18 protein-coding genes are annotated in these 23,982 nt (G+C 69.0%); 5 read left to right on the top strand and 13 right to left on the bottom strand.

Features of this window, described 5'->3' with window-relative positions; genetic code table 11:
* The first annotated feature begins 135 nt into the window (after positions 1–135).
* Positions 136–2,241, top strand: a complete 2,106-nt coding sequence (locus CFB34_RS37710) for a TonB-dependent receptor (protein WP_089443878.1) — start codon at positions 136–138, stop codon at positions 2,239–2,241.
* Positions 2,242–2,277: 36 nt separating this feature from the next.
* On the opposite strand, the gene CFB34_RS37705 is transcribed toward CFB34_RS37710, so the two are convergent.
* The 12 genes from CFB34_RS37705 to xylA all read right to left on the bottom strand — a co-directional run bounded on the left by CFB34_RS37705 (position 2,278) and on the right by xylA (position 17,210).
* The gene (locus CFB34_RS37705; RefSeq protein ID WP_089443877.1) at positions 2,278–3,531 is read right to left on the bottom strand and encodes an arsenic transporter; all 1,254 of its coding nucleotides are present in this window, start codon (positions 3,529–3,531) and stop codon (positions 2,278–2,280) included.
* Between the two features lie 37 nt (positions 3,532–3,568).
* Entirely contained in the window at positions 3,569–4,870 is a 1,302-nt protein-coding gene (locus CFB34_RS37700) for an MFS transporter (protein WP_089443876.1), read from the bottom strand.
* A gap of 21 nt (positions 4,871–4,891) precedes the next feature.
* Positions 4,892–5,440, bottom strand: a complete 549-nt coding sequence (locus CFB34_RS37695) for a hypothetical protein (RefSeq protein ID WP_089443875.1) — start codon at positions 5,438–5,440, stop codon at positions 4,892–4,894.
* A gap of 40 nt (positions 5,441–5,480) precedes the next feature.
* Positions 5,481–6,263: a hypothetical protein gene (locus CFB34_RS37690; RefSeq protein WP_089444026.1), complete on the bottom strand. Its 783-nt coding sequence runs from the start codon at positions 6,261–6,263 to the stop codon at positions 5,481–5,483.
* 461 nt (positions 6,264–6,724) lie between these two features.
* Entirely contained in the window at positions 6,725–8,101 is a 1,377-nt protein-coding gene (locus CFB34_RS37685; RefSeq protein ID WP_089443874.1) for a sigma-54 dependent transcriptional regulator, read from the bottom strand.
* Positions 8,083–9,573: a HAMP domain-containing sensor histidine kinase gene (locus CFB34_RS37680; protein WP_089443873.1), complete on the bottom strand. Its 1,491-nt coding sequence runs from the start codon at positions 9,571–9,573 to the stop codon at positions 8,083–8,085. Before CFB34_RS37680 ends, CFB34_RS37685 begins: the two co-directional genes overlap by 19 nt.
* A gap of 483 nt (positions 9,574–10,056) precedes the next feature.
* Positions 10,057–10,374: a hypothetical protein gene (locus CFB34_RS37675; protein ID WP_089443872.1), complete on the bottom strand. Its 318-nt coding sequence runs from the start codon at positions 10,372–10,374 to the stop codon at positions 10,057–10,059.
* A 47-nt stretch (positions 10,375–10,421) separates the two neighbouring features.
* On the bottom strand, positions 10,422–11,633 hold the full coding sequence (locus CFB34_RS37670) for a sugar ABC transporter permease (RefSeq protein ID WP_089443871.1): 1,212 nt from the start codon (positions 11,631–11,633) through the stop codon (positions 10,422–10,424).
* On the bottom strand, positions 11,630–13,189 hold the full coding sequence (gene xylG / locus CFB34_RS37665; RefSeq protein ID WP_089443870.1) for a D-xylose ABC transporter ATP-binding protein: 1,560 nt from the start codon (positions 13,187–13,189) through the stop codon (positions 11,630–11,632). Before xylG ends, CFB34_RS37670 begins: the two co-directional genes overlap by 4 nt.
* A 61-nt stretch (positions 13,190–13,250) precedes the next feature.
* Complete coding sequence (xylF, locus tag CFB34_RS37660; RefSeq protein ID WP_089443869.1) at positions 13,251–14,279, bottom strand: D-xylose ABC transporter substrate-binding protein; 1,029 nt, start codon at positions 14,277–14,279, stop codon at positions 13,251–13,253.
* A 125-nt stretch (positions 14,280–14,404) separates the two neighbouring features.
* Entirely contained in the window at positions 14,405–15,883 is a 1,479-nt protein-coding gene (gene xylB / locus CFB34_RS37655; protein WP_089443868.1) for a xylulokinase, read from the bottom strand.
* A gap of 4 nt (positions 15,884–15,887) precedes the next feature.
* Positions 15,888–17,210 carry a xylose isomerase gene (gene xylA / locus CFB34_RS37650; RefSeq protein WP_089443867.1) on the bottom strand — a complete coding sequence of 441 codons (1,323 nt, stop codon included), beginning with the start codon at positions 17,208–17,210 and terminating at the stop codon, positions 15,888–15,890.
* A 266-nt stretch (positions 17,211–17,476) separates the two neighbouring features.
* Between xylA and CFB34_RS37645 the strand changes: the two genes are divergently transcribed.
* The 3 genes from CFB34_RS37645 to CFB34_RS37635 all read left to right on the top strand — a co-directional run bounded on the left by CFB34_RS37645 (position 17,477) and on the right by CFB34_RS37635 (position 22,019).
* Positions 17,477–18,676 (top strand): DNA-binding transcriptional regulator, encoded by a 1,200-nt coding sequence (locus CFB34_RS37645; RefSeq protein ID WP_089443866.1) that lies wholly within the window; start codon positions 17,477–17,479, stop codon positions 18,674–18,676.
* A gap of 26 nt (positions 18,677–18,702) precedes the next feature.
* Positions 18,703–19,791 carry an aldose epimerase family protein gene (locus CFB34_RS37640; protein WP_089443865.1) on the top strand — a complete coding sequence of 363 codons (1,089 nt, stop codon included), beginning with the start codon at positions 18,703–18,705 and terminating at the stop codon, positions 19,789–19,791.
* Between the two features lie 212 nt (positions 19,792–20,003).
* Complete coding sequence (locus CFB34_RS37635) at positions 20,004–22,019, top strand: glycoside hydrolase family 3 N-terminal domain-containing protein (RefSeq protein ID WP_089443864.1); 2,016 nt, start codon at positions 20,004–20,006, stop codon at positions 22,017–22,019.
* A gap of 137 nt (positions 22,020–22,156) precedes the next feature.
* Here CFB34_RS37635 and CFB34_RS37630 read toward each other — a convergent pair whose 3' ends face one another.
* Positions 22,157–22,759: a TetR/AcrR family transcriptional regulator gene (locus CFB34_RS37630; protein WP_089443863.1), complete on the bottom strand. Its 603-nt coding sequence runs from the start codon at positions 22,757–22,759 to the stop codon at positions 22,157–22,159.
* Positions 22,760–23,025: 266 nt separating this feature from the next.
* Here CFB34_RS37630 and CFB34_RS37625 point away from each other — a divergent pair, with 266 nt between their 5' ends.
* Positions 23,026–23,970, top strand: coding sequence for a hypothetical protein (locus CFB34_RS37625; protein WP_179266744.1), 945 nt, complete (start codon positions 23,026–23,028; stop codon positions 23,968–23,970).
* Positions 23,971–23,982 lie beyond the last annotated feature (12 nt).

The raw sequence follows: 23,982 nt of genomic DNA, 5'->3' as shown, positions 1-23,982 counted from the left end.
TCTCAAAATTACGATTGCAAATGCCTCTCATTTGCATTAAATTGCCGCGCAAATGTACTGTTTGGAACACAGATGCCGGCGCAATGCCGCCCGCCGTGCCCGAACGCGAACGACACAACAAGGAAAAGGACGGGTATGAGCAGGAGGAACTGGGCGGCCGCACCGCTGGCCATCGTTGTCGGCACGGCCGGCATGGGCGCCGCCGACGCGCAGGAGACGGCGCTGCCGACCATCGAGGTGTCCGCGCAACGCGCGACGGCGCCGTTCCGCACGCGCGAATCGACGAGCGCGACGCGCAGCGAGGCGGACGTGATGGAGATTCCGTTCGCGGTCAGCAGCGTCGATACGAAGCTGATCCAGACGGTGGCCGCCACGCGCGGCGACGATCTGTACGACTGGGTCGCGGGCGTCTCGCGCCAGAACAACTTCGGCGGCCTGTGGGACAACTACGCGGTGCGCGGCTTCGCCGGCGACGGCGGCACGTCCGGCACCGACTACCTGGTCAACGGCTTTTCGTGGAATCGCGGGATGAGCGTGCCGCGCGACACCGTCAGCCTCGAGCGCATGGAAGTGCTCAAGGGGCCGGCGTCCGCGCTGTATGGCCGCGGCGATCCGGGCGGGATCATCAGCTATACGACGAAGCAGCCGCAATTCGCCCGCGCGAACACCATCGGCGTGTCGGCCGGCAGCTACGGTGCGTTGCGACAGACGCTCGATTCGACCGGCCCCGTCACGAAAACGCTCGCGTACCGCTTCGTCGCGATGAACGAGAACAACGGCAGCTTTCGCGACACGGTGTCGAGCAAGCGCTACCTGTTCTCGCCGTCGTTCACGTGGGACATCGGCGCGGACACGACGCTCCACTACGAATTCGAGAGCGCGCGCCAGCGTGCGCCGCTCGACCGCGGCGTGCTGGCGGTCAACGGGCAGCTGGGCGTGATCCCCGCGTCGCGCTTTCTCGGCGAGCCGCGCGACGGCGACTACGACGTGCGCAACACGGGCCATCAGTTCACGCTCGAGCACCGCATCGATTCGAGCTGGTCGATCAATGCCGGCGTCGCGCAACGCAACACCGACCTGTCGGGGCGCTCGTCCGAGGCATTCGCATTGCAGCCGGACGGCCGCACGCTGTGGCGCCGCTACCGGCAGGTCGCGTTTCACTCGAACGACCTGCAAGGCCGGCTCGAAACCACCGGCGCGTTCCGCACCGGCGGCATCGGCCACACGCTCGTGATGGGCGTCGACGCGTATCGCTTCAACTATGACCAGTTCGTCGCGCGCTCGACGCCGAACGCCGCCGCGCCGTATGCGATCGACATCTTCGATCCGGTCTACGGCCAGCCCGCGCCCGCGCTGCGTACCGCGACCAACCTGCTTGAACGCGACAACGGACAAGGCGTCTACGCGCAGGACACGCTCGCGTTCGGGCCGCACTGGAAGATCCTGGCCGGGCTGCGCTGGGATCGCTTCCACCAGTCGATCGACAACCGCCTGACGGGCGTGACGACGAGCCAGTTGCAGACCGCGGTGAGCCCGCGTCTCGGCGTCGTGTATGAAATGAGCCCCGCGTGGTCGTTCTATGCGAACACCGCGTATTCGTTCCGGCCGAACAACGGCGCGGACGTCGGCGGCAACGCGTTCGATCCCGAGAAAGGCCACGGCTACGAAGCCGGCGCGAAATGGGCGGGCGCGCGCTCGCTCACGACCGTCTCGGCGTTCTACGTGACCAAGCGCAACGTGCTGACCGCCGATCCGGCGAATGCGGGCTTCTCGCGCGCGGCCGGCGAAGTACGCAGCCGCGGCGTCGAATTCGAATGGAGCGGCGACCTGGGCCACGGCTTGCGCGGCCTCGTCAACCTCGCGTACGTCGATGCCGAGGTCACGCGCGATACCGTGCTGGCGCCCGGCGCGCGCCTCGTCGACATACCGCGGCTGAGCGGCAGCGCGCTGCTGATGTACGAGACGACCCTGCCGTTCGCGGACAAGGCCGGCGCCGGCGCCGGCGTGATCTATGTCGGCCGCCGCGCCGGCAACACGGCCAACACGCAGGACGGCTTCGAGCTGCCGGCCTACGCGACCGTGCAGCTCAACGGCTACGTGCAGGTCAACAAGCACCTGCGGGCGTCGGTCGTGCTGAACAACCTGTTCAACCGCACCACCTACGTCAGCTCGTACAACAGCCTGTGGGTCACGCCGGGCGCTCCGCGCAGCCTGTTCGCGTCGCTCGCGTACTCGTTCTAGCGCGGCCGGGGCGGCTGACGCGACGCGCATCGCGCGTCAGCCGCCGACCACGAACCGCGCGCCCAGCGCGAGCAGCAACGCAGGCGGCATCACGCACGCGCCGACCGCGAGGAATGCGCGGAAACCGACCTGCAGCCCTTCGCGCCGGATCGCCGTCAGCCACAGAATCGTCGCGAGCGAACCGGTGATCGACAGGTTCGGGCCAAGATCCACGCCGATCAGAATCGCGTCGACCACCGTTTGCGGGCTGTGCGCGGCGTGGATCGTCGAACTCGCGATCAGCCCGGCGGGCAGGTTGTTGACCGCGTTCGACACCAGCGCGACCGCGACGCCGGCCACGGCCGCGGCGACGTGCTCGCCGCTTTGCATCAGCAGGTGCAGCAGGCCCGCCAGCGCGCGCACCGCGCCGGTCCGGTCGAGCGTCTCGACGACGACGAACAGCCCCGCGACGAGCGGCAACACACTCCATGAAATCGCGCGAACGATCGGCACGCACGCCGCGCGATCCCGCATCGCCACGCACGCGACCGTGACGACGCCCGCCAGCGCGGTCGGCAACCCGAGCGGGCGATCGGCGACCGACACCGCCATCAGCGCGACGGCCGTTGCGGCGATGCCCGCCAGCGCGATGCGGCCGCCGCGCGTCAGCGGCTGCACCGGCAGCGCGGACTCGCAACGGCCGGACAGCGCACGCCGCTGCACGATCCGCAGCATCACGAACGTGCAGACGATCGACGCGACGGACGGCGCCGCGAAGTGCGCGAGCCAGACGCCGAGCGCCGGCATGTGCGCGCCGTACAGCACCAGGTTCGCCGGATTCGAAATCGGCAGCACGAAACTCGCGGCATTGGCGACGAGCGCGCAGCTGTACAGCAGCGGCATCGGGTCGGCCTTCGCGCGGCGCGCGGCGGCAAGGACCGCGGGCGTCAGCACGACGGCGGTCGCATCGTTCGACAGGAACACCGTGGTGACGACGCCGACCCCGTAGATCAACGCGAACAACCGCCGCGGCGAGCCCTGCGCGAGATTGACGACGTGCGTCGCGACCCAGTCGAACAGCCCCTCGCGACGAGCCGCCTCGGACAGCAGCATCATGCCCGTCAGGAAGAGATACACGTCGCCGCCTTTCGCGACGGCGTCCAGCGCCTGGGCAGCCGGCAACAGGTTCAACACGACCAGCAGCAGCGCGCCGCTCACGGCCCAGGTGGCCTCGGGCCAGCCGAACGGACGCGTGATCACGCCCGCGGTGGCGAGCGCGGAAATCAGCCAGGCAAGCGAAACAGGATTCATGGGCAAGGGGATCGAGGCATGGAAATCGACATCGCCTTCACGACGATGTCGCCGATAGATCGGCGGGTTTGCCGCACACGCTGCTCAGCGAGCGCGCATGACCGAGCCACAGCGCGAGCGAGCCCGTCGACACGGCGCCCAGCACGACGAACGCGGACGGATAGCCGAAGTGTTGCGCGAGCACGCCGCCGAGCACCGGGCTGAGCGCCGCGCCGATGCCCTGCGCGGTCGCGACGGCGCCCTGCCCGGCATTCACGCGGCCGGAGCCGTGCAGCAGGTGAACGACGAGCGCGGGCACGACCACGCTTTGCAGCCCGGCGCCGATGCCGTCGAGCACCTGCACCGGCCACACGCCCGCTTCGCTCAGCCACGCCGCGGCGACCAGCCCGCGCACCGGCAGCACGAGGTACGAGAACAGCAGCACCCGCCAGTAACCGTGCGCGCGAATCAGCCGGGGCGCGAGCCAGGCCGCCGCGATCATCACGCACTGCGCGATGACGATCGTCTGGGCGGTGAACGCGCTCGCGTTGCTGCGATGCGTGACGACGACGCCCATCCCGTAGAGCGGCAGCATCGCCGCGTTGCCGAGATGAAACAGCGCGAGCGATGCGCCGAGCAGCACCAGCGGCCGGTTGTCGGCGAGCGTGCGCAGGCCGCCGACGCGCGACGGCGGTGCCGATGCCGATGCCGATGCCGACGCCGATGCTGATGCCGATGCCGACGCATGCGGATGCGCAGCATCCGTTCCCGGTGTGGCACCGGCAGGATCGAGACCCCGTGCGGACGCGTGATCGATCGCGTGCCCGGGAATCGCCAGCGTGCTCACGATGGCGAGGAGCGTGAACACGCCGACCAGCGCGAACACCGCGTCGAATCCGACATGCCAGCCGAGCCACCCGGCGAGCGCCGCACCGGCGACGTTGCCGGCGTGGTTCGCCATCTGGTTGCGCCCGAACTGCCGGTCGAAACCTTGCCGACGCACGATGCCGAGCGTCACGCCCGCGGCGGCCGGCGCCAGCACCGCGCCGCTGACCGCCGCCACGACCTGCGACGCTGCCACCGCCGGATAGCCGTGGACGAACCTCATCGCCAGCGACGCCAGCGCCGTCACCGCGGTCGCCGCGACGATCAGCGCCCGCTTCGCGCGCACCGTGTCGACGAGCGCGCCGGCCAACGGCGTCGCGGCCATCGCGGCGAGTCCGGCCAGCGTCATGACCGAGCCGATCGCATCGGCGCCCCAGCCGCGCGACAGCAGGATGACGCCGATGAACGGGCCGATGCCGGCCTGCACGTCGGCGAGGAAGAAGTTGAGCGCTTCGAGCGCGCGTGCCGCTCTCATGGCCGTCTCAGCGTCGCACGATCATTCGGCATCCGCATCGACGAGCTCGGCGATCTCACTCACGTCGAGCGTCGTGCCGTGCGGCGTGACGACGCCGTGCCCCCACGCCTGCACATGGACACCGGGACGCAGATACGCGTGCAGCGCTTCAGCCGCATGCGGCGGCACCCGCAACACGACGCCGCTCGTCAGCAACGCGCCGTTCAACTCCCCTTTCGGGCCGTGCAGCGCAAACGCGACTTCGCCGCTCGATTCCAGCGGTTGTCGAGCGGGGTGCGTCGGCTTCGCCGGCGCCGCATGCGCGGGCCCGTCGTCGACGATGTCGACGCCGTCGCGGCCGGTCAGTTGCACGGCCGCGATCATCTCGGCGCGACGCGGCTTGACGCCCCGCACGCGGATGCGGTCGCCGACCGCGACATGGCGCACCAGTTCGCGGCCCAGATGCGGCGGCACGTGAACCTGCAGGTCGCCGTTCAGGATCAGGCCGTCGATGTCTCCGTGCGGATTGAGCAGGAACTGTGTGACGCGGCCGCGCGTTTCGGGCAGGCAGGCGGGATCGATCCAATGCATGGCAGGACTCCTTTCGATGGGTTTCGGAATGGCGTCGCGCTCAGCGCGCGACATCGTCATAGAGATTCACGACATGGCCCGGCGCGCCGAACGCCGTCGCCTGCAGCGCTTCGCCGTAGGCGTTGCGCGTGCCGTAGCCGACCGCGGCCACGCGCTCGCCGGGGACGAGCAGCGCGCCGAATTGCTGCGCGGCCGGAACGGTCAGCTTGACGATCGCGCCGCTGTCGAGCATCACGCCGTCCGGCTCGCCGCGCGGCGCGCGCGTCACGCGGCGCACGACGCCGGACACGCTCAGGCGGGCGAGGTTGACGCCGCGCAGCATGGGCGGCACCGGCGCGACGGGCGCGGGCGGCTGATCGGACAGCGACGCGCCGGTGCCGTCGTTGCGGACGACGCGGGCACGGATTTCATCGTCGACGCGTCGTTCGCCGGCGACCGTCACGCGGTCGCCCGTCTTCACGAGCGCAGTCAGTTGCGAACCGAGATGCGGCGGCAGGCGGACGAGCGTGCCGTCGGAGAACACGAAGCCGTCGACGGTGCCTTCCGGGTTGATCGTCAGGCGCGACAGCGTGCCGGACACCAGCGCATGCCGTGCGGTGTCGTTTCCAGGCACGGCAGGCACCAGCGCGCGAGGCCGAGGAGGAGCGGGCGGCGGCGGCAGCATGGCGCCGGCCGGATCTTCCGCGCGCGGTGCGGGCGGCACCTGCGCCACGCTGACCGTTGCGACGGCAACGAGCGCGGCCGCGCAGAGCATGCGAGACGAGCGGCGCACGGCGGCACGGCGCCGCGGCCGCGATCGAACGACAGGCAGGTACGACTTCATGACGGGCTCCGGCGACGGGTTGCGATGCATCGATATCTGCAATACCCGTGCCAACCCGCGACGCCCCGCGCGGCCGTGCGCCGAACGACGACGCGCGCGAAACCTGTCGGATTTCCCGACACGTCGCGTCGCCGGATGTCGGCATTCCCGACAGTCGAAACGGCGAGACTAGCCTAGGGCGTGTTCACGCTAATAACGGGCTTGCGAACGCGCCTTTCCGCCCGCAGTGCAAGGAGTAAGGAGCGCCGTTTGGCCGTGCCAAACAAGCGACGCACGACGCCGCAATGTGGGCGGAAAGGCACGTTCCCCTGTTTGAAAAATACATGCGTGGGGCTGGCCCCCAGAAGGGCCGATCGCCGCGTCATGCTCCTCGCGAATACGTCGAGTATTCGCTTCGTCGCAATCCTCGCGCTCGGCCCTTCTGGGGGCCAGCGCAAGCCCGTTATTAGCGTGAACACGCCCTAGTCGCCGCGCTCGATCCCGAGATTCGCCATGCGCGCATAGAGCGACTGGCGGCCAATGCCGAGCTGCCGCGCGGCTTCCGCGCGGTTGCCGTTCGCGCGCTCGAGCGCGCGCAGGATCGCCGCGCGCTCGACCGTCGCCAGCGCATCGGGCAGCGGCATGTCGAGCAGGTGCGCCGGCACCGCATCGGCGTGCGGCTCGCGCGCCGGCCCGGCGGCCAGGCCGAGATCGGCCGCGCCAATGGCCGGCCCGGGGGCGAGCGCGGCCGCCCGCTCCATCACGTTGCGCAGTTCCCGCACGTTGCCCGGCCAGCGGTGATCGAGCAGCGCGCGCTGCGCGTCGTTCGTCAGATGCAGCGCGCGCGTGCCCGCCGCGCTGCCGAGGAAATGCGCGGCGAGCGGAAGGATGTCGGCCACACGCTCCGCGAGCGGCGGCAGGTGCAAAGGAATGACGTTCAGCCGATAGAAGAGGTCTTCGCGGAACGTGCCGTCCGCGACGGCCGCGGCGAGGTCGCGGTGCGTCGCGGCCACGACGCGAATATCGATCGCCGTGGCGCGATCCGCGCCGAGCGGCATCACCTGGCGCTCCTGCAGCGCGCGCAGCAGCTTCGCCTGCATCGCGGCGGGCATGTCGCCGATCTCGTCGAGAAAGAGCGTGCCGCCGTCGGCCTCCACGAGCCGCCCCGCGCGATCGGCATGCGCGCCCGTGAAGGCACCGCGACGATGCCCGAACAACTCGCTTTCGAGCAGGTCGGCCGGGATGGCCGCGCAGTTCACGGCGACGAACGGCCCCGCATGCCGCGCCGACGCCGCATGCAGCACGCGGGCGGCCACCTCCTTGCCCGTGCCCGTCTCGCCGGTCAGGAGCACGGTCGCGTCGCTCATCGCGGCGCGGCCGATCTGCTTCTGCACGTCGCGCATCGCGGCGCTCACGCCCAGCAGTCGCGGCCGGTCCGCCGACGGTTCGCCCGCGAAATCGCTGTCGCCCGGCGCGCGCGCGGGCGGCTGATTCGCCGACACGATGCGCTCGAGCAGTTGCGCGATGTCGCGACGCCCGATCGGCTTCGTCAGGTGATCGAACGCGCCGAGCCGCATCGCTTCGATCGTGTTGTCGCTGGTCGCATGGGCCGTCAGCATGACGACCGGAATCGCGGCCAGCGCGGGATCGTCGCGCAGTTGCGCGAGCACGGCCAGCCCGTCCAGATCCGGCAGGCGGAAATCGAGAAAGATGCATTCAACGACGCCGCCATCGCGCAGCGCGCTGAGCGCGGCGCGGCCGGAGGCGGCCTCGATGGCCCGATGACCGAGATCGGCGAGCGTTTCGGCGAGGCTGTCGCGAAAGGCCGCGTCGTCGTCGACTATGAGGATGTTTGCCATGGAATTTCAATCACGAATGCGGCGCCCCCGTCGAGGCGCGCGTGCCCGCCGTGCGCCGCCGCCACTTCGCGCACGACGGCCAGACCAAGGCCCGTGCCCTCCGCGCGGCCCGTCACGAACGGCTCGAAAATCCGCTCGCGCTGCGCGGCCGGCACGCCGGGGCCGCTGTCCGACACGGTGAGGCACAGCCAGTCGCGCCCGGCGACCGTGCGCCGCTCGGCGGCGAGCGTGACCGCGCCGCCGTCGCCCGCGTGGTGCAGCGCGTTGAGCAGCAGGTTGTCGAGCGCCCGCCGCATCTGGTCGGGATCGAAAGCGGGACAATCCGACGGCCACGCGAGCCGTTCGCCCTGCCCCGCGAGCGACAGCGTCAGGTCGATCGCTTGCCGCTGCGCCAGCTCGCGGTGCGCGTCGACGACCTGCGCGAGCCACGCATCGACGTCGACCCGTGTCGCATGCGGGCGCACCGGCTGCGTCAGCGCGAGCAGGCTCGACAATTGCGCATCGATGCGCTCGATCTGCGCGAGGATCACGCGCAGCGCGTCCTGCTGCCGCCGGCCATCGCCGGCCAGCGCGTTTTCCGCCTTCAGCCGCATCGCGCCCATCGGATTGCGAATCTCGTGCGCGACCTGCGCGGCAAGCTTGCCCAGCATGCCGAAGCGTTCGGCCTGCGCGAGGCGCGTGCGCAATTCGTCGGCCTGCTGTTGCAGCCGGTCCGCGCGCCGCGCCCGCTCGTTGAACGCGTCGATGACGCGGTCGAGATCGGGCTCGCCGACGTACGGCAGATGATGCTCGCGCCCGTCTGGGCCCAGCCCGCTCTCGATCCGCGCGAGATTGCGCTTCCATCGGCGCAGCGCCACGGCCAGCGCCGCCGCGATCGCCAGAATCACGGCGAGGACGGCCGCGAGGCCCGTGGCCAGCAACTCGCCGTGCCGGCCCAGCGGCGGGCGCGCACGCGTCAGCATCCACACGTACAGCCCCGATCCGCCGCGTACCGGGCAGGCCGCCGCGACCACGGCATCCTGCGCGCCTTCGACGACGTTCGCGGTTGCGGCACGCGTCGCGGCCGCGGCGCGCAGCGTGCGGAGGATCAGCGGCGTTTCCGCTTCCGGTACGTCGTGTTTGACGCCGCTGCCCTGGTAGGTGGGAAAGGAATACGCGAGAAAGCCGTTCGCCGCAGGCGCGGCGCCGGGCATCCAGAACCCGCCTTCCATGTCGGGGGCGCGGGAAAGCACGATGTCGAGGATCGCATGCATCAGCTCCGGGGCCGGACCGGCGCCCGGCGACGCGGAAGACGCGCTGTAACGCGACGCGACCGCCTCGCAGGCCGACGCGCCGGCGGCCTTCGCGCTCGCGACCTGCTGACTCTCGGCGGAACTCGCGGTGATCCAGACGACCGCGACCAGCGTCGCGCACAGCGCCGCGACGAGTGCCCAGAGCATGACGAGTTGGGTGGAAAACGACGGACGCTTCATCGGATCGGGCTGGCGGCTGAGGACGACAGCATAGCGTATCGCCGGTCGTGCGAAGCCGCCACGATCGTCATGCAGCGCACCGGTGTCCTGCCGGGCGGGCGGCTCCGGCTCCCCCGGAAAGCCGGGCGAAAGCCTCGGGTGCTGGACGGCCTTTGGTCCAGCGTCCTGCCCGGCGCTTCCCGTCGAGCCCACATGCGCATCGATTCCGTTCGCACCTTGCCTGCTCCCGCTCCGGCCGCTGCAAGTCATGCCATCTCGAACGCAAACGATGACAGTGGCGGGAAGCGGCGGCGACCGCGCAGGGTGCGCGTCAGGATCGGCCGGGCCAACGACGCGTTATCAGGCAACGGCCGCGTCAGCCCGTGACGCGGGGAATCCTCGCCCCCCCGATCGGCGTGCGATTCGATTCGCTGCACTGAACGTCGACCGCGCGGCATGCGCGGCGCAATCGGTTTTCGGCCCGCGCGTCGGCCGCCTCTCCCGTCAGCGCGCGTCCGCGGGCACGGCAGCGCGCTTCGCCACCCCGTCCCGCTCGATCCGCTCGACGATGCGAGCGAGCCGAATGATGTCGGTCAGCGCGAAATCGGCCGCATCGGGCCGCGGCCGGCCGCACTGGTCGGCCATGCGCATCGCGAACGCGAGCGCTTCGGCACGCTCGCGCAGCAGCGCGCGCAATGCATCCGCGATCACCTGCCGGTCGCGCGGGTCAGCCAGGCGCAGCACGGAACCGTCGTCCGGCATCGCGAACGGCCCGGCCGCAAGCACGGCCACATCCGGCACGCGCATCGTGTTTCGTTCCATGGTCTTCCTCTTTGTCGACTCGCGACCGACCGGCGCCGACCGGCACGTCAGCGCCGGTTGGACCGCGACACCACGTCGATCCACACCGCCAGCACCAGCACGGCGCCCTTGACGATCATCTGCCAGTACGCGTCGACGTCCAGCATCGACATGCCGTTGTCGAGGCTCGCCATCACGAGCGCGCCGATCAGCGCGCCGTAGACGGTGCCCGACCCGCCGCGCATCGACGTGCCGCCGATGAAGCACGCGGCGATCGCATCGAGTTCGCCCATCGTGCCCGCGGACGGCGACCCCGCCGCCAGCCGCGCCGTGTTCACCAGCCCGGCAAACGCACACATCAGCCCCATCAGCGCGAAGATCGCGAGCTTCACGCGGTCGGTATCGACGCCCGACAGCCGCGTCGCCTCCAGGTTGGAACCGACGGCGTAGATGCGCCGGCCGAACACGGTCTGCGTCGCGATCCACGAGAACACGCCGAGCAGCACGAGCAGCAGCAGCACGGGCACCGGGATGCCGCCGTAACGGTCGAGCGTCGCGACGAACGCGAACAGCACGGCACCCGCGCCGACGATCTTCGCGACGTCCTGCCACCGCGGCGCGACCGCGAGCCGGTAGCGCCGCCGCGTCGCGCGCTGCCGCACCACCAGCAGCAACACGAGCGCGAACAGCAGGATCGCGAGGCCGTCCCCCGCGAGGCGCGGCAGATAGCCCTGCCCGATGAACACGAAGCCGTCCGACACCGGCGCGATCGTCGAGCCGCCCGTCACGCCGAGCAGGATCCCGCGGAACGCGAGCATCCCGCCCAGCCCGACGATGAACGACGGCACGCGCCGGTAGGTCGACCACCAGCCGTTGAACAACCCGATCAGCACGCCGAGCGCGAGCACGGCCGGGATCGTCGCCGCGACCGGCCAGTGACGGTTGACGTCGAGGATCGCCGCGACGCCGCCGAGCAGCCCGAGCAGCGAGCCGACCGACAGGTCGATCTCGCCCGCGATGATGACGAACACCATCCCGCACGCGAGCATGCCGGTGATCGACATCTGCCGCAGCAGGTTCGAGACGTTGCGCGGCGTGACGAACGCGCCCTCCGTCAGCACCGAGAAGAACGTCCAGATCACGACGACCGCCAGCAGCAGCGCGAGCAGCTTGTAGCGCGCGAAGATCTGGCGAAGCGGCAGCCGCGCCGGGCGGCCGGCGGAACGCTGCGCGTCGGCGTCCGGCGTCGCCGGGGTCGAGGAAGAAAGTTCGGAATTCATGTCGCGCTCATTGCGGTGGGTTCGGTGGACAGCCGCGCGGGTTTCAGCGCGGCGCCGAGAATCTGTTCCTGCGTGAGGCCCTGGTTGACGAAATCGCCGCGCAGCTCGCCTTCGCCGATCACCAGCACGCGATCGGCCAGCCCGAGCACCTCGGGCAGCTCCGACGACACGACGATCAGCGCGACGCCGCGCTTCGCCAGCGCGAAGATCAGCCGGTAGATTTCCACCTTCGCGCCCACGTCGACGCCGCGCGTCGGCTCGTCGAGGATCAGCACCTGCGGCTCGGCCAGCAGCATCTTGGCGAGCACCGCTTTCTGCTGGTTGCCGCCGGACAGGCTCGCGATCGGCAGGAACGGATGCGCGGCGCGCACCGACAGCCGCTGCATCTCGGTGCGGATCGCATCGAGTTCGGCGGCCGCGTCGATCCGCCCGCGCGCCGCGAAGCGCCGCAACACCGCCAGCGTGATGTTGTGGCCCACGCCGAGCTGCGGCACGATGCCGTGGCGCTTGCGGTCCTCGGGCACCATCGCGATCCCGGCGCGGATCGCGTCGGCCGGCGAGCGGATCGACAGCACCCGGCCGTTCATCAGCACGGTCGCCGTGCACGCGCCCGGATACGCGCCGAAGATCGCCTGCATCAGCTCGGTGCGGCCCGCGCCCACGAGCCCGGCGACGCCGAGGATCTCGCCGCGCCGCACGCTGAACGACACGTCGTCGACCCGCTTGCGACGCGCGTTCGTCACGTCGCGACAGGTCACGTTGCGCGCTTCCAGCACGACCTCGCCGATCGCGTGCGGCTCGCGCGGATACAGGTCGCGGATCTCGCGGCCGACCATCATCGCGATGATGCGGTCGGTGGTGAGCGCGTGCATCGGCTCGGTCGCGACATGCCGGCCGTCGCGGATCACGGTGACCGTATCGCAGACGGCCGCGACCTCGTCGAGCTTGTGCGAGATGTACACGCACGCGACGCCGCGCCGCTTCAGGTCACGCACGATGTCGAGCAGGATGCGCGTTTCGGCGGCGCTCAGCGACGACGACGGTTCGTCGAGGATCAGCAGCTTCGCATCCTTGTTCAACGCCTTCGCGATCTCGATCAACTGCTGGTGGCCGCCGCCGTAATTCATCACCGGCTGCGCGACGTTGATCGAGTCGATCCGCAATTCGCGCAGCAATTCCTCGGCGCGCCGGACCATCGCGGCGAAGTGCATGCGCCCGCCCGGCAGCGTGATCTCGTTGCCGAGGAAGATGTTCTCGGCCACCGACAGTTCGGGCACGAGCATCAGCTCCTGGTGGATGATCACGATGCCCGCCCGCTCGGTGTCGCGCACGCCGGATGCGGCGAGCGGCGCGCCTTCCCAGCGGATGTCGCCGTCCCACGTGCCATGCGGATAGACACCCGACAGCACTTTCATCAGCGTCGACTTGCCCGCGCCGTTCTCGCCGCACAGCCCGACGCATTCGCCGGGCCGCACGGTGAGATCGATGCCGTCGAGCGCTTTCACGCCGTCGAAGGTCTTGACGATGCCGCGCATCGTCAGCAAGGGTTCCGTCATTCGTTCATTGCCTCGCAGGATGCGCGCGGGCGCGCCGTTGCGCCGCCCGCGCGTCGCGCCGTTACTGGCTCGCCAGCTGCGCCTGGGTATAGAAGCCGTCCTTCACGACGACGTCGACGTTGCGCTTGGTCAGCAGCGTCGGCTGCAGCAGCACGGTGTCGACCTTCTTCCTGCCGTTGTCGTACTGCGCGTTGAACGCGGGCTTCGTGCCCTTCGCGAGATCCACGGCCAGCTTGGCCGCTTCGCTCGCGATCAGCTTGAGCGGCTTGTAGACGGTCATCGTCTGCGTGCCGGCGATCACGCGCTTGACCGCCGCGAGATCCGCGTCCTGCCCGGATACCGGCACCTTGCCGGCCAGATGCTGCGCCGCGAGCGCCTGGATCGCGCCGCCGGCCGTGCCGTCGTTCGACGCGACGATCGCATCGATCTTGTTGTTGTTCGCGGTCAGCGCATCCTCGGTGATGCGTAGCGCGGTCGACGCGCTCCATTCGGGCACCCACTGCTGGCCGACGACCTTGATGTCGCCGCGATCGATCGCAGGCTTCAGCACCTTCAGTTGTCCTTCGCGCAGCATCTTTGCGTTGTTGTCGGTCGGTGCGCCGCCGAGCAGGAAGTAGTTGCCCTTCGGCTTCGCGTCGTAGACGCCTTGCGCCTGCAGCTCGCCGACCTTCTCGTTGTCGAACGAGATGTACGCATCGACGTCCGCGTCGAGGATCAGCCGGTCGTACGACACGACCTTGATGCCGGCCTTCTTCGCTTCGGCGACGACGTTGCCGAGCGTCTTCGAGTTGAACGGCACGATCACGATCACGTCGACGCCGCGCGAGATCAGGTTCTCGATCTGCGAAATCTGCCGCTCCTCGCTCGCGTCGGCCGACTGCACCGACACCTTCGCGCCGAGCTTCGTCGCGGCCGCGACGAAATAGTCGCGATCGCGCGACCAGCGCTCGACGCGCAGGTCGTCGATGCAGAAGCCGATTTCAGGTTTGTCCTTGCTCGCATGCGCGAGCGGTGCGCCCAGCGCGAACAGCGCCAGCGCAGCGGCGCCGGCAAGCGAACTCAATACGGTACGACGCGTCACGGTTTTCATGTCTCCAGACTCCTTGTTATGGAACCACCTCACGAACCGCGGGAGGTCGCCGGAATGCGCCGCCCGCATCGAGTCACTGCAAAGCACGGCATCGTGCGACGCGCATCGCATCAGCGATCCGCCCGTCAAGCGCCCGTCGCAAACACCGGTTCGAGCGCACGGTAAAGCGCGCGAAACGTCGGCCGCCGCGCGTCGCGATACCACGCGTGGCGCGCCATGTCCGGCTCGCGTACCGCGACGACGGGCGGCTGCGGGCACACGTCGTCGAGCCGCGCATCCGGTTCGAGCGCGAGATGCGCGAGGCGCGCGGCGCCCAGCGCCGGCCCCACTTCACCGCCCGCGCGCAAGGTCAGCGCGCGGCCGCTCAGGTCGGCGAGCATCTGCGTCCAGTACGCGCTGCGCGAGCCGCCGCCGATCACCGTGATGCTGTCGGGTGCGAGCCCGGCCGCATGCAACGCATCGATGCCGTCGAGTAGCGCGAAGCCGACGCCTTCGAGCGTCGCGTTCGCGAGATCCGCACGCTGCGTGTCGGGCGTGAGCCCATAGAACACGCCCTTCGCATTCACGTCGTTGTGCGGCGTACGCTCGCCGCTCAGGTAAGGCAGGAACCACGGGCGGCTCGCGCGCGCATGCGTCTCGGCATCGTCGAGCAGCGCCGCGACGCCGTCGTAACCGGCCAGTTGCGCGGTGAAGTCGACGCAGCCTGCCGCGTTCAGCATCACGGACATCAGATGCCACGTATCCGGTAGCGCGTGACAGAAACTGTGCACGGCCGATTCGGGATTCGCGCGGAACCCGTCGGACACCGCGAAATAGACGCCCGACGTGCCCAGCGACAGCAGCGCATCGCCGGGCCGCACGATGCCGACGCCCACCGCGCCGGCCGCGTTGTCGCCGCCGCCGGCCACCACCGGGATCTCGCGCAGCCCGAGCGCGCGTGCGACGGCCGGCAGCAGCGTGCCGGTGACGCGATTGCCTTCGAACACGGCCGGCATCTGCGCGCGCGACAGCCCGCAGGCAGCCAGCAGTGTGTCGTCGTAGTCGCGCTTCGCGACGTCGAGCCACAGCGTGCCCGCGGCATCCGACGGGTCGGTCGCGAATGCGCCGGTCAGCCGGTAGCGCAGGTAGTCCTTCGGCAGCAGCACGTGGGCGATGCGTGCGAACACGTCGGGTTCGTGACGGCGCACCCACAGCAGCTTCGGCGCGGTGAAACCCGGCATCGCGATGTTGCCGGCCACGGCGCGCAGCGCGGGCGCGAGCCGTTCCAGTTCCGCGCACTCGGCGTCCGCGCGACCGTCGTTCCACAGGATCGCGGGGCGCAACACCTCACCGTGCGCATCGAGCAGCGTCGCGCCGTGCATCTGGCCGGTCAGGCCGAGTGCGTCGATGTCGCGCGGCTCGATACCCGCCGTGCGCGCATCCGAGACGAGGGCGGCCAGCACGCCGCACGCGGCATCCCACCAGTCGCGCGGGGCCTGCTCGGACCAGCGCGGTTGCGGCCGGCTCACCACGAGCGGGCGGCTCGCACTCGCGCGCACCGCACCGTCGCGGTCGAGCAGCACCGCCTTCACGCCCGACGTGCCGAGATCGAGTCCGATGTACATGGCGTCAGCGCAGCCCGTAGATCGCCTGGTTCACGATGTTCTCGCAGCGCTCCTGCGCGCCGCTCACGTGCTGCGGGTTCACGCCGCGCGCAAGCGCATCGGCCGCGAGCGACTCCAGCGTATAGTCGCCCGCCAGGATCTTGCGGCCGAACGCGTCGTCCCACTGCGCATAGCGTTGCCGGCGCAGCGCGTCGAGCCGGTCGTTCTCGACCAGCACCGCCGCGCGTTCGAGCGCGAGCGCGAGCACGTCGATCGCGCCGACGTGGCCATGGAACAGGTCTTCCGGATCGATGCTCTGGCGGCGCACCTTCGCGTCGAAGTTCATCCCGCCGGTCGTGAAGCCGCCGTGACGCAGGATTTCGTAGAACGCGAGCGTCAGCTCCTCGACGCTGTTCGGGAACTGGTCGGTGTCCCAGCCGTTCTGCGGATCGCCGCGGTTCGCGTCGACGCTGCCGAACACGCCGAGCGCGAACGCATTCGCGATCTCGTGATGGAACGAGTGGCCGGCGAGCGTCGCGTGGTTCGCCTCGATGTTCACGCGGATTTCGTTCTGCAATCCGTACTGCACGAGAAAGCCGTGCACGGTCGCGACGTCGTAGTCGTACTGGTGCTTGGTCGGCTCCTGCGGCTTCGGCTCGATCAGCAGCGCACCCTTGAAGCCGATCCGGTGCTTGTGCTCGACGACCATCGACAGGAAGCGGGCAAACTGGTCGCGCTCGCGCTTCAGGTCCGTATTGAGCAGCGTCTCGTACCCTTCCCGCCCGCCCCACAGCACGTAGTTCTCGCCGCCGAGCCGGTGCGTCGCGTCGAGCGCATGGCACACCTGGGTCGCGGCCCACGCGAACACGTCGGGGTTCGGGTTCGTCGCGGCGCCGGCCGCGAAGCGCGGGTGCGAGAACAGGTTCGCGGTGCCCCACAGGAGCCGCACGCCGCTCGCCTGCTGGCGCTCGCCGAGATAGTCGACCATCCGCGCGAAATTCGCCGCATATTCCCGCAGGCTGTCGCCTTCCGGGGCGACGTCGGTGTCATGGAACGTATAGAACGGCGTGCCGAGCTTCGTGAAGAATTCGAATGCGGCATCGGCCTTCAGCCGCGCCCGCTCGAGCGCGTCGCCCGGCTGCTGCCACGGCCGCTGGAATGCGGCCTGCCCGAAGATGTCGTGGCCCGGCCACACGAACGTGTGCCAATAGCAGACGGCGATCCGCAGATGCTCGGCGAGCGTCTTGCCCAGCACGCGCCGCTCGGGGTCGTAATGGTGGTACGCGAGCGGATTGTCCGACTGCGGGCCTTCGTAGCGAATCGCGGGAATGTGTTCGAAATACGACATGGCGTCTCCGTGCTGGGTCTTGTTGCAGCGCAACGTGCGTCGGGGTGGCGCACGCGGCCGAATTCGGTAGGCTGGATCGTGCCCGCGCCCCTGCCGGGCGGCAATTGCGAAATTGCGCAGCACGCTTAATGTTTCTTGCCAGCCGCTGCGCGCGGCGCGCGTTCCGCCCTACAATCGCCACACACCAGACACCGCGCGCCGCCGACCCGGGCGCGCCCCGGAGACAACGGCACCGCGCCCCACGACGCGCGTGCCCCGAGATCGAGATGACACGCGTCCCTTCCGCCCAGACACCGCATCGCATCGCGCTGCTGTTCAACGCGAACAAGGTCTACGACCGCGAGATCATCAGCGGCATCGGCCAGTACCTGCACACGACGCGCGTCGTGTGGGACCTGTTCCTCGAAGACGACTTCCGCTGCCGGCTCACCGGCATCGAGCGCTTCGACGGCGACGGCATCATCGCGGACTTCGACGATCCCGCCGTCGCCAGCGCACTCGCGGGCTCGCCGCTGCCGGTCGTCGCGGTCGGCTCGTCGTACGAGGATCCGGCCCAGTATCCCGACGATGTCCCATATATTGCGACGGACAACCCGAAGCTCGTGTCGCTCGCCTATACGCACCTGATCGGCGCAGGGCTCGCGCACTTCGCGATGTACAGCCTGCCGATCGCGCAGGAGAACCGCTGGGCGCAGCAGCGCGAGCTCGCGTTCGACCGGCTCGCGCGCGCGGACGGGCTCGATGCGCCGATCTACCGCGGGCTGTCGACGAGCGCATCGGGCTGGAATCACGCGATCGAACAGCTGATCGACTGGCTGCATGCGCTGCCGAAACCCGTCGGCGTGATCGCCGTGACCGATGCGCGTGCGCGGCACCTGCTGCAGGCCTGCCTGATCGCCGGGATCGCGGTGCCGGAACAGGTGGCGATCATCGGCATCGACAACGATCCGCTCACGCGCACGCTGACGCGCATTCCGCTGTCGTCGGTGATCCAGGGCACCGAGGAAATGGGCCGTACCGCCGCGCACCTGCTGCACCGGATGCTGCGCGGCGCGCGCTTTCCCGGGCAGCGCATTCTCGTGCCGCCGGTCGGCATCAACGTGCTCGAGTCGACCCGCCACCAGCCGCTGGCGAGCCCGCACGTGATGCGCGCGCGGCATTTCATTCGCCAGTACGCGTGCCAGGGGATCAAGACCGAACAGGTCGCCGACTACGTCGGCGTGTCGCGCTCGCTGCTCGAGGAGCACTTCCGGCGCGAACTGCAGCGCACCGTGCACCAGGAAATCCTGCGCCACAAACTCGAAGCCGCACAGGCGCTGCTCGCCGGCCGGCAGGCGTCGAGCGCCGAAGTCGCGATCCGTTGCGGGTTCACGTCGCTTCAATACATGTACGCGGTGTTCCGGCGCGAACTCGGCTGCACGCCGCGCGAATACCAGGAACGCGCGGCCGCGTCAGCCTCCTACTGACGGCCGCCGCCCATTTGACCTCCACCATGCACATCGATACCGATTCTTCCTCCCTGACGCACGGCGCGGCGCGCGTGCATGCCGACCCGTGGGGCACGCTGCCCGACGGCGAACCCGTTCGACGCTACACGCTGCGCAACGCGCACGGGATGCGCGTGAGCATCAGCGACCTCGGCGCGACCGTCGTGTCGTGGCTCGCGCCCGATCGCACGGGGCGCTTCGCCGATATCGTGCTCGCGCACGACACGCCGGCCGAGTACCTCGAATCCGGCGCGTACCTCGGCGCGACGGTCGGCCGCTGGGCGAACCGGATCGCCGGTGCGCGCTTCGAACTCGACGGCATCGGCTACCCGCTCGACCGCAACGAGAACGGCAACCTGCTGCACGGCGGCGCGAACGGCTTTCATCGCGCGCGCTGGGACGTGATCGACGACTGCGGCGGGCTCACGCTTCGACTCGACTCGCCGGAAGGCGACGGGGGCTTTCCCGGCAACGTGACCGTGCAGGTTCGCTACACGCTCGACGACGACGGCACGCTGACGATCGACTATACGGGGCGCACCGATGCGCCGACGCCGCTGAACCTGACGAATCACAGCTACTTCAACCTGAGCGGGCGCGCGGGCAGCGACGTGCGCGGCCATCTGCTGCAGATCGACGCCGACGCGTTCCTCGAAGTGGACGAGGCGCTGATCCCGACCGGCACGGCCGACGTGACCGGTACCGCGTTCGATTTCCGGCACAGCGCGCCGATCGGCGCGCGCCTCGACTGGCCGAACGCGCAACTGGCCCGCGCGCGCGGCTTCGATCATTGCTTCGTCCTGGGCGACGGCGCGCACGAGGCCCGGCCCGTCGCCCGCGTCTACGACCCGGAAAGCGGCCGCGAGCTGATCATGTCGACCGATCAGCGCGGCCTGCAACTCTATACGGGCAACTATCTCGATGGCCTGCACGTGAGCGGCGGCACGCGTTGCACGCCACACGCGGCGCTGTGCCTGGAGGCGGGCGGCTTTCCGAACCAGGTGAACATGGCCGGTTTGAGCGGCGACGTGATCCTTTATCCGGACGCCGTCTATCGACAGACCACGCGATATCGGGTGGCCGTTCACGCATAGCGGGCGCGGGCGGACGAGCGGCGAGCCGGCTCCCGAAGCCGATAGACCGCGTTGAAAATCCCCCCGATCGCATCGCCTGACACATCGCGCCCCAGCGGGGCAAAAACTGCACCCGGCGGCAAAACGTCTCCTGAAACAGCTCGGTAAAGTGGCCTGCGGCCATGCGTCATGCATCACGGCCGCGCCAAAAAAATCCGATTCAGGAGACAAGCATGCAACGCATCACGAGATCAGCCATTCACCGCTCGGCATGGGCCGCGTCGGGCACCGCGCTCGCCCTGGGGCTGTTTGCCTGCGGCGGCGTCGATTCCTCTTCCACGCCGGTCACGCAGCAGGACTTCGGCTACACGACGTTGAACCTGATCACCAAGGACGGTCTCAAGTTCAAGGACATGGACAAGAGCGGCCAGCTCGAACCGTACGAAGACTGGCGGCTGAGCGCAGAAGTACGCGCACGCGACCTGGTCGGCCGCCTCACGCTGGCCGAGAAAGCCGGCCTGATGATGCACGGCACCGCGCCGGTGCTGAACGACACGACCGGTGCGGGCACCGGCTCCGCTTACGACCTGGCCGCGCTCAAGACGCTCATCAATCAGCGGGGCGTCAATACCTACATCACGCGCATGAGTGCCGATGCGCACACCATGGCCGTCCAGGCCAACCAGATCCAGGCGCTGGCCGAGCAGTCGCGGCTCGGCATCCCGGTGACGATCAGCTCCGACCCGCGCAATCATTTCCAGTACACGCTCGGCGCCAGCGCAGGCAGCAGCGGTTTCTCGCAATGGCCGGAAACGCTCGGCTTCGCCGCGATCGGAGACGCGGCACTCACGCGAAACTTCGGCGATATCGCGCGCCAGGAGTATCGCGCCGTCGGCATCACCGAAGCGCTTTCACCGCAGGCCGATCTCGCGACCGAGCCGCGCTGGGCCCGCATCAACGGCACGTTCGGCGAAGACGCCGATCTCGCCCGCTCGCAGGTCCAGGCCTATATCGAAGGCTTCCAGGGCGGCAGCAACGGCATCCAGGCCAATAGCGTCATCGCGGTCGTCAAGCACTGGGCCGGATACGGCGCGCAGAAACTCGGCTTCGACAGCCACAACTACTACGGCCGCTATGCGACCTATCCGGGCAACAATTTCGCCTATCACCTGAAGCCGTTCGAAGGCGCCTTCGCCGCCAACGTCGGCTCGGTCATGCCGACCTATTCCGAACCGGACATGACGGTGACGGTCGACGGCATCACGCTGGAGCCGGTCGGCGGCGCTTACGACAAGGCGTTGTTGACCGACCTGCTGCGCGGGAAATACGGCTTCAACGGCGTGATCGTGTCCGACTGGCTGATCGCCGACGACTGCGACGCGAACTGCATCAACGGTGTGTCGTCGGGGGCGCCGTCGTTCGTCGGACTGGGCATGCCCTGGGGGATGGAGGGCGCGACCCGCGTGCAGCGTTTCACGCGGGCGGTCAACGCCGGCATCGACCAGTTCGGCGGAGACGACGATCCGAGCGACCTCATCGACGCCGTCAATCGCGGGCAGTTGTCGGAAGAACGCTTGTCGGAGTCGGCCTATCGCGTCCTGCTGCAGAAATTCCAGCAGGGCCTGTTCGACCATCCGTATGTCGATGCGGACGCGGCCGGCAAGATCGCCGGAAATGCCGACTTCCAGGCGCAGGCACTCGATGCGCAGCGCCGCTCGATGGTGCTGCTGCAGAACAACGGCAAGCTGCTGCCGATGACGGCGTCGGGCAAGAAGGTCTGGCTGTACGGCATCGATCCCGCCGTCGCACGGCAATATGGTTATCAGGTCGTCGATACGCCGCAAGCCGCAGACGTGGCGATTCTCCGCGTGAGCACGCCCTATCAAACGCTGCACCCGAACTACATGTTCGGCTCGATGCAGCATGAAGGCAGTCTCGCGTTCGTCGACGGCAGTGCGGACTACGAAGCCATCAAGCAGGCCGCGCTTGCGCCGAAGTCGATCGTCTCGGTGTACATGGATCGCCCGGCGATCCTGACCAACGTGCAGGACAAGGCCACCGCGATTCTCGCCAATTTCGGCGTGACCGATGCCGCGCTGTTCGACGTGCTGACCGGGAAAGGCCAACCGCAAGGGAAGCTGCCGTTCGAGCTGCCGTCGTCGATGGCGGAGGTCGCGGCGCAGCGGGAAGACGTGCCGCACGATACCGCGCATCCGTTGTATCCGTTCGGATTCGGTCTGTCGTATTGATGCGTTGTCGATGCCGGCCCGCCGATCGTGGCCGGCGTCGGCCAGGGCCGCCGATTCGCGCGTTGCCGCTCGCTGGCGGCGACGCGAGCGTGCGCTACGGCCGACGTTGCGCGAAGGCTGAACAAGGGCCTCGACGATCAAGCACGACGGCTACGGCCCTTACGCATGCTTTCCGCTGCGACCCTGGACTCGTTAAGCAACATCTCCGCCGCCTGCCAGGCCCTTGCGGCAGCCTGCGCATCGCCGATCGCACGCGCATCCGCGGTCGCCCCGCTCAGCAACATCACGTACACGCCTGCCAGCTGCCGCGCCCGGCGACGCGGAACGATCTCGGCGAGCAGTTGCTCCATGAGGGCCAGCAAGTCGTCCCGATAGCGCACCGCCACGTCGGTCACCTTCGGGCAGGTCGCGCCGAACTCGGCCAGCGCACGCTCGAACAGGCAGCCGGCGAACGCCGGGCTGCGGAACCACGTGCCGTACCAGTCGAAAATCCCCTTCAGGCGCGCAGCGGCGTGCGGCATGGGGTCGAGCTTCGCGGCGATGCTCTCCATGATGAAGGTGTAGCGCTGTTCCAGCACGGCCTTGATCAGATCGTCCTTGCCGGCGAAGTGATGGTAGAGCGTCATGCGGGCAACGTCCGCTTCGGCGATGATCCGGTCGATGCCGACCGGATGAAAGCCATGGAGGGAAAACAGCTCACCTGCCTTGTCGACCACCTGCTGGCGTTTGCTCGCGCGCATTCATGCATCTCCTGACTACAGGGCGGCATCTTAGCACCGCCGCCCGCGAACAGCGTCACGCAGGCCGACACATGTACGGGGTTTGAAGCAGACGGCCCCCGTCGGAAACGGATACCGCAATGACCGTCGCGCGCAGCGGTTCCAGCAAGGCACCCGGCCGCCGCACATCGTGCACCATCGCTGTGTCTCCCGAGCCATACGCGGAGACCCTTCATCGCTAGGCATCCGGCCCACACCGTGACGAAGCGAGAAGAACGATGTGACGAATGTATACTAGTCGATCTACTTTGACTAGAATCGCGATCAGCAAGGCCGAGGCAATCGGCGCCCGCACGACGATCGCCGTGTTTCTACTTCTCGATATATTTTCCGGTCCTAATATTTGGGAAATGAACACGTTTCATGAAAGTGCTATTCGGCGGTTAATGCACTCCCGCCATCCCGGCGACGGGCAAACACATGTGCGCCGTACCGTGAAGTGGTGTGCGCTGTCCGCCGGCGTCCTGCTGCTCGGCCTAAGCGCGTGCAAGCGCGCCATGCCGCCCGCCAACCCGACGGCGGACCCCGCATCCGCGGTGTCGTTGCCGGCCGCTCATGTGCCGGAAACGACCCCAGCATCGCCGCTGCAAACGCTGCTGGGCGTATTCGGCGCGGCGAAACCGGCAACCTGGCCGGCGTTCGACAACCTGCCCGGCGTGCACTGGCGCGACGCGAAGCCGCTCGGCAATCCAGACGGCCATTCCGCCGAAACCACGCACTACCGTAGCGGCAGCACGCTGCTCACCGGCTTCGGCGACGTGGACGTGCCGGACGGCAAGGTCGGCGAGGAAGCCGGCATCAAAACGGACAACGAAGGCCACGTCGGCGTCGTCCTCAACGGCAACGCGACCACCGTCCTGTCGATCGCGCTGCGCAAGTTCTACCCGAGCGACGACACGCAGGACATCCTGCTGCGCCAGCTCGGCCGCCGTGCCTCGGTCAAGCGCATCGCCGGCCGATGCGCGCTCGACTACGGCACCACCGCGCCGAACACACAAAGCAACGTGTTCTTCCGGGTCACCATCGCCAACGCCGCCGTGCCGGTGTTTGCGGAAACCTACGTCGACGAAGAGGGCGGCAATCAGGGCCCGGGGGCGACGACCTTCGTGTTCTACCGCACCCGGCCGGACCAGCGTATCGCGAGCATGAAGTGCAAGGGCGCCGACGCCTGAGCAGGCGCGCTT

This window comes from Burkholderia sp. HI4860 (assembly GCF_002223045.2).
Taxonomy (GTDB): Bacteria; Pseudomonadota; Gammaproteobacteria; order Burkholderiales; family Burkholderiaceae; genus Burkholderia.
This window is presented reverse-complemented; position numbering and strand designations above follow the sequence as displayed.